4 protein-coding genes and 5 pseudogenes are annotated in these 6,748 nt (G+C 56.7%); 2 read left to right on the forward strand and 7 right to left on the reverse strand.

Annotation, left to right across the window (positions count from 1 at the left end; genetic code table 11):
* The 3 genes and pseudogenes from CO667_RS34000 to CO667_RS34010 all read right to left on the reverse strand — a co-directional run.
* Positions 1 to 159 (reverse strand): annotated as a pseudogene (locus tag CO667_RS34000) (IS5/IS1182 family transposase); the annotation flags it as partial.
* 132 nt (positions 160 to 291) lie between these two features.
* A pseudogene (serA, locus tag CO667_RS34005) lies at positions 292 to 1,528 on the reverse strand (phosphoglycerate dehydrogenase).
* A gap of 449 nt (positions 1,529 to 1,977) precedes the next feature.
* Positions 1,978 to 2,313 (reverse strand): NTP transferase domain-containing protein, encoded by a 336-nt coding sequence (locus tag CO667_RS34010; protein WP_345774744.1) that lies wholly within the window; start codon positions 2,311 to 2,313, stop codon positions 1,978 to 1,980.
* Positions 2,314 to 2,984: 671 nt separating this feature from the next.
* Between CO667_RS34010 and CO667_RS34015 the strand changes: the two are divergent.
* Positions 2,985 to 3,637, forward strand: a pseudogene (locus CO667_RS34015) (helix-turn-helix domain-containing protein).
* 254 nt (positions 3,638 to 3,891) lie between these two features.
* Here CO667_RS34015 and CO667_RS34020 read toward each other — a convergent pair.
* The 4 genes and pseudogenes from CO667_RS34020 to CO667_RS34035 form a co-directional block, all read right to left on the reverse strand.
* Positions 3,892 to 4,808, reverse strand: a pseudogene (locus tag CO667_RS34020) (molybdopterin cofactor-binding domain-containing protein); the annotation flags it as partial.
* Positions 4,805 to 5,566 carry an N-acyl homoserine lactonase family protein gene (locus CO667_RS34025; protein WP_096771482.1) on the reverse strand — a complete coding sequence of 254 codons (762 nt, stop codon included), beginning with the start codon at positions 5,564 to 5,566 and terminating at the stop codon, positions 4,805 to 4,807. The gene CO667_RS34025 and the pseudogene CO667_RS34020, both read right to left, overlap by 4 nt.
* Complete coding sequence (locus CO667_RS34030) at positions 5,563 to 6,042, reverse strand: (2Fe-2S)-binding protein (protein WP_096771481.1); 480 nt, start codon at positions 6,040 to 6,042, stop codon at positions 5,563 to 5,565. Before CO667_RS34030 ends, CO667_RS34025 begins: the two co-directional genes overlap by 4 nt.
* On the reverse strand, positions 6,039 to 6,320 hold the full coding sequence (locus CO667_RS34035; RefSeq protein ID WP_239621115.1) for a hypothetical protein: 282 nt from the start codon (positions 6,318 to 6,320) through the stop codon (positions 6,039 to 6,041). Before CO667_RS34035 ends, CO667_RS34030 begins: the two co-directional genes overlap by 4 nt.
* Positions 6,321 to 6,409: 89 nt before the next feature.
* On the opposite strand from CO667_RS34035, the pseudogene CO667_RS34040 reads away from it, so the two are divergent.
* Positions 6,410 to 6,748, forward strand: a pseudogene (locus CO667_RS34040) (DDE-type integrase/transposase/recombinase); the annotation flags it as partial.

Here is a 6,748-nt window from a genome sequence, read left to right on the forward strand (position 1 = left end):
CTCCACGACCGGGCGCATATTCGTCGTCCGACGCCGCCCGCCACGACGCGCTGGCGGGATCAGCGGTTTGATCAACGCCCATCCCCGGTCCTCCAAATCACTTGGAAAACGAAGCACGTCTCGGTTATGCCCACGGCGAGCGATAGCAGTCCAGCTCATCGAAACCCCATTTGATTTAGCACCAATAGGGAATCACAACTGCCTGTTTCGCTCAACTTCTTTTAAATCGGGCTCTAAGGCGTGAATTCACAAACGTTCAGGCCAAAGTGAAATGACGCACAATGCATCGGGTCAGTAAAGCAATCGAGCGCGTATCGTTCCCGGAATCTGGCGAACTTCATCAAGGATGTCATCCGCTCTCTGGCCAATGCTCTCGGCCTCAATCACCACATAACCCATCTCGCCGAAGGTCTGCAGGAATTCGCCGACGATATTCAGTCCGCGGGACGAAAAAATCATATTCAAACTGTTCAAGATCCCAGGGCGATTTTCATGAACATGGATGAAACGTGTGCCGTTCGGTCGCGGAGGCAGTTGAACCTGGGGAAAATTGACCGCGCCCAGCGTCGAACCGACGTCCGAATATTCGACGAGCTTCCTTGAGACTTCCCCTCCGATGCGCTCCTGGGCTTCTTCGGTTGAGCCGCCAATAAGTGGCGTCAGAATTACATTGTCCAAACCCTGTAGCGGCGTCTCGAAAAGTTCTTCATTGGATGCCGGCTCTTTCGGGAACACGTCCACAGCGGCGCCTGCGAGATGCCCTTCTTTCAAAACCGTCGCAAGCGCCTCAAGATCGACCACGGTCCCGCGGGAATTGTTGATAAAAACGGCTCCCTTCTTCATTCGGCGCAGTTCCGCTTCAGTGATCATGTTTCGCGTTGAACCGGTCTCTGGAACGTGCATCGTCACATAATCTGAGATTTCGAGCAGTGCCCCGAGCGTTTCCATCGATTCTGTATTGCCGTGCCGAAGCTTGTCCGAGGGATCGAAATAGCGCACGTTCATGCCCATACTTTCCGCAAGAACGCCAAGCTGCGAGCCGATATTGCCATAGCCAACGATTCCCAGCGTTTTACCGCGCACCTCACGACTGCCGACGGCAGATTTTTCCCATCCGCGTTCATGAGCCGAGGCCGAACGCGGGAAGATCCGCCTGGTCAGCATGATGATCTCACCGATCACAAGCTCGGCCACCGAGCGCGTATTTGAATAGGGTGCGTTGAACACGGGTATCCCACGTCGGCGGGCCGCATCCAGATCGACCTGATTTGTCCCCACAGAAAAACAGCCGACGGCCATGAGCTTCTTAGCCGATCTGAAAACTTCCTCTGTCAGATGTGTGCGTGAGCGAATTCCCACAATGTGCTTCGGCTATATGACTTTTGAGATCCTTGTCATCCAGAGCCTTCGGCAGATGCGTGAGATTGACGTAGCCGGATGACGAAAAATAGTCCACCGCGCTCTGACTGATGCCTTCAAGCAGAAGTACGGAAATCCGGTCGCGCGGAAGCGAAAGAGGTCGGGACATTGGATTGCTCTCGATTTTGAATCATTAATATACCGACAATGTGACTGAATCCTGTTGCCCTGTCTGTGAGCTTTTGTGGCCTCATCTAAAAAACCCGTATTCGGAGATCATCGCTCAGGGCCTGTCCCATCATCCACCTCTCCGCTGTGGATGTTGAATCAGCTTCGACCGGCCCCGTCACCTCACAATCGATTCATCAATCGCAGGACATGCTCTAGCAAATGATGTAGATCTTTGGGCAATGCGGAACTGTCCGCTGGCGAGCCATATGTTCAACCCCCGAAGTCGGTTATGATGTGCAATTGTCCGTGGATCTGACATAGACAAAGCGCCGTAGATCTGGCCGTCGCCGCTATTGTGATGTCCCTCGGCTCCTCGTTCTCAATACGTGAGTTCCGGCACAAGCAACTGAAGGGGTGGCGACAAACAACTTTCGCTGTTGCTGAGGATCAGGATACGATACCGCCAGCTGCGACCAATGCTTCCATTGTGTCGACATCGTGCAATGCTGAGGGACCGATATCGACTTCTACGACCGGCAGATTGGAGCCTCGGATAATATTTCGTGCTCCAAGGTCGCCCTTAAGATTGGCGACCTCGCCCAGGAGAGACCTGGGAAGGATCACTGGATTCCCGCGAACGCTCCCGCAGGTCGCGACAATAATCGGTCGACAACGATGAGCAAAGAAAGCCTCAATAAGCGAGTTTATGTCAGCTGTTGAAACCCACGGCATGTCGGCCAGCATGACCAGCGTTCCTTGCGCCGATCGCACGTATGTCGCCACCTACGGACTTGGTGTCACCGGCGAGTTCGTCGCTCTGATTAATGCAACGTCTAGGTTGGTTGACCTTCCTCCCCAAGAGCGCGAGCGCCAGCGGTGCTGCAGGTCTTCCCAGACGGAGCCCCACCGGCGCCTTGAGGCTAAGGCGTGAGCGTCAGTGCCAGTTGCCGTGGGGTGTTTATGCGGTCACGCCGCACCTGATGACAAGATTATTGTGTGAGTACCTGCAGACCTTCTTTCTGGCTTATCGCCTGCGATCGGATCGCCGTTTCTTATGGGTCCGAAGCTTTCAATATTAGACCTGATGCCTTATCTATAGTGTGAACCATCATCAATTCGGCCTCGTCCGATGAACAATTTTATAAAGCTGCCCATGAACATTGCGTCCTCACCCGATGTTGAAAAACCCTTGTTAATGCAGCGGCAATCATCGGTTCGTCGAACCATGGAAATTGTTTTCGAGACCTGGAACTTCTTGATTCTTCGAGAAGCCTATTTCGGTGTGCGTCGGTTCGACAAATTTCAAGAGCGTTTGGGATTTCCACGGCAAACGCTTTCGTCCCGACTCTGTGGCAAATGAGATCCTCAGCACCGGCAAGCGGCCCAACGAGCCGGGGCAACAGTATTTTCTAACCCTCCGAGGTAAAGATCTTTTTCCGACGATGCTTTCGCTCATGGAGTTCGGCGACAAGTGGTTGACAGGGGGCAACGAAGCCCCGCTACAGTTGATTCATAAAAGTTGTGGGTGTGAATGCCATCCCATCACTGTCTGCTGCGAGTGTCTCGAACCTTTCACGGCTAAAGAAGTTGCGCCTCGCGACGGACCGGGCGCGGGGTATGCTCCGGTCGAGACGCGCCCGACATCTCGCAGAAGCTCAGATTCGACACTTTTGGAAAGAGTGCGGCCGTGCTCCGTCGCGCGGACGCTCGCGATCATTGGCGATCGTTGGAGCTTCCTCATTCTGAGAGAAGGCTGGTTCGGTGTTCGCCGCTTCGAGGAAATGCGGGAGAATCTCGGCATTGCGACCAACATTCTCGCGGACCGTCTCTCCCGGCTCGTACAGGCAGGGTATTGCGCAAAGTTCCCTATAATGCGGGCGTACGCTTCGAGTATCGCTTTACGGAAATCGGCCTCGATCTGTACAAGCCCATGCTCGTCATGATGGCTTGGGGAGACAGGTGGCTCTCAGATGGCAAGCCACCGATGCGGCTTCGGCATAAGGGCTGCGGGCAGGATTTTTCCGCCATTTTGGTCTGCTCCGAGTGCAAGAAGCCCATCTCCTCCAAGGACACCGACTATATCCTGAGGTACCCATTTGACCTTTGAAGGGTCTCTTGTCCCATAGGGATTTCCAAAAACGCGATGTTCGGGGTCAATCCGGCGCATCGGGGAACAGTCTCTTATGGCGAAGCATCTGGAAAATGCGCTCTGGAGTAACTGGCAGCGTTCTACCGACACGCCGAGGTGAGAAAGCGCGTCCGAGACGGCGTTTGCGATCGCCGCCGGCGCGCCGATCGTGCCGCCTTCGCCCATGCCGCGAAAGCCGCCGATATTATTCGGCAGATTTGCTTCGGTATGGACGATACCGCCAGCTCAGCCTCGATCAGTTCGTCGAAGGCCTGACTGGTCGCGGAAAGATCTTCCAGCCGATCGCTGATGTACTTGATTGGCCGCTTCAGCTTTCGAGCCAGCGCGCAGACAAGAATTTCTTCGCCGTAGAGCGACCCCTTGCCGCCGAAGCTGCCTCCCACATCGGGGGCCACGACGCGCATGCGTGTTCCTGGGAGGTCGAGGCAGGCCGAAAGCACATCGCGGATCACGCCCGGAATATTGGAGGACGTGTAGCGTGAGCGATTGTTTCCGGCTCTCCCATTCGGCGAGATAGGACCGGTTCTCCATGGCAGCCGCGGTCTTCCGCGTCATCCGGAACTTGCCTTTCACGGTGACCGCTGCATCCTTGGAACGCCGCGTCGACGTCGCCACGCTTGAACTCGCGGCGGATGATCGTGTTGGTGCCTGCCTCCTCATGCAGGAGGGGTGCATCGTCCTTGACCGCATTGATAGCGAAGGGCAGTGGCTCGTACTTGATACTGATATGTTCAAGCGCGCCTTCCGCCGCGTACCGGCTTTCCGCCACAATGGCGACGACCGGCTCGCCTACATATCGAACCTTCCCGCGTGCAAGTGGCCATATGGGGGTGGCGTAATAACCAGGCATACGCGAGGTCGGTATGGCAGGTTTGATCTCTCCTTCCAGGTCGCTCGCGTCATAGATCGCGACGACGCCGGGCATCGAGAACGCATCGCCGACATCGATGTTCAGGATTCGGGCATGTGGCTGGTCGGAGCGCCGCAATGCGATATGCAACATACCGGCCGGCGCCATGTCATCGACATACTGACCAACACCCGTCAGCAGACGTGGATCTTCGGTGCGCTTGACCCGCTTGCCGACAAGTTTGGGCCGCAGCTCGACGGAGTGGTCCTGATGGCTCATTCGTAGAACTCCGTACCCTTTCGCAACCCTTGCCACTGCGCGTCGTCGTGGCCGGAAATGATGGTAGCTCCCCGCTCCCGAAGAGCTTTCAGGCGAGCGAGTGCCTCTGCGGCCAGCTCGATGTTCCAAGTATTTCTTGGAGCGATACCGGTGTCGACGTTCGCCTGGAGCGGCGCAGCATCTGAAGCGAGGATGAAAGAACCATCCTTTTCCAGCTCGACACGGGCGACGGTCATCCCGGGGGTATGACCCGGCATGGGCAGTAAGACGATGCGCCCGTCGCCAAAGACGTCATGCTCCGCGTTGAAGGTCTGGAAACCCTGGGGCTGGTCCCATTCTCCTCGAAGATAGCCTAGATTTTCTGCACCGTTTGCCGTTGCTGCCTTCGCCTCCGCTTCGTGGCAGAAGATCGTCGCGCGCCGAAAGTACGAGTTGCAGCCGCAATGATCGGGATGCAGATGTGAACAGATCACCACATCTATGTCCTCCGGATCGAGAGCAAGAGTCTTCAACTGATGAACGACCGTCTGCTCAGGTGAAAAGATCGGGGTCATAACCTTGCTTAACCCGCCCCATCGCGCGCCTGGATCGATGGCGGCCTCCGGACTGCATCCGCTGTCGAACAGCGCGTTGCCTTGGGGATGGCGCACCAGGGTGGCGTGAACCGGCAACTCGATCGCTTCTTCCTTCGGTGCCCCGGGGACGTAGATGGACCGGCGCATACGGAGCCGGCCGCCTTCAAGAAAATGCATCTTCATCTCAGAGGTCCTCTCTCCCTAGCCAGTTCGCGGACGGCATTGACGATGTTTTCATATCCCGTACAGCGACAGATGTTCCCCGACAGCGCTTCCCTGATCTCCTCATCGGTTTCCAGCGGGTGGTGGCGAAGAAGGTCGGTGATCGCCATGATGAAACCGGGCGTACAGAATCCGCATTGCAGGCCATGATGCTGGCGGAACGCTTCTTGGATTCGCCCGAGTTTATCGACGCTTCCCTGGCCCTCGATGGTTTCGATTTCGCTCCCGTCCGCCTGCACTGCAAGCGTCAGACAGGAGCGTGCGCTCCTTCCATCGAGAATGACCGTGCAGGCACCACAAACGCCATGTTCGCACCCGACGTGGGTTCCGGTCAGGCAAAGGTCCTGGCGCAGGAAGTCGCTCAGCAGCATTCGTGCTTCAATCGTGCGCGTCGTACACACTCCGTTGACGCTGACGGTGATCGTCTTATCACTCATCTTGCTTGAAGCCTTTCGTGGTTCGCACGGCTCCAGGCGGCGCGAAGGGCTCGTTTGGCGAGGACGCCGGAGAGATGTCTACGATAATCTGCAGAGGCATGGATATCGGTGTTGGGGGTGAGAATTCGCGCTAGGCGAACCGCCACCATATCGAGAACCGGCTCGGACACATCCGTCCCCTCGATGATGTCCTCGATCTCTTCGAGCCGCAGCGGGGTTTCACCAACGCCCATCATGCCAACGCGAACGTCAGACGCCCTGATAGGAATGTCAAGCAATGCGATTTCGCCACTCGAGGGCGGCAACACCCAACCGTCAGGTGAGGAGATGGCATCGTAAACTAACGGAAATTGGATTTCGATGTCCGATCACGGGCTATGACACACACCGTGATCCGCTTTACCGTCGCATCGCTTTCCCGCCGAGGTGATCGCTCATGCCGTTTGGCTGTATTTCCGCTTTCCTCTCAGCCTACGGATGGTCGAGGACATGCTGGCAGCCCGCGGGATCATTGTCTCGCATCAAACGATCCGACCGTGGGCGGAGAAGTTCGGCCGAGCCTTCGCCAACGACATACGCCGTCGTTCGGTCGGAGCGCTTGGTGACAAATAGCACCTGGACGAGGTGGTCGTCACCATTCGCGGCAGAAGGTACTGGCTCTGGCGTGCCGTTGACCAAGACGGCTTCGTTCTGGACGTTCTCGTGC

The organism is Rhizobium sp. L43 (genome assembly GCF_002531725.1).
Classification (GTDB): Bacteria; Pseudomonadota; Alphaproteobacteria; order Rhizobiales; family Rhizobiaceae; genus Rhizobium.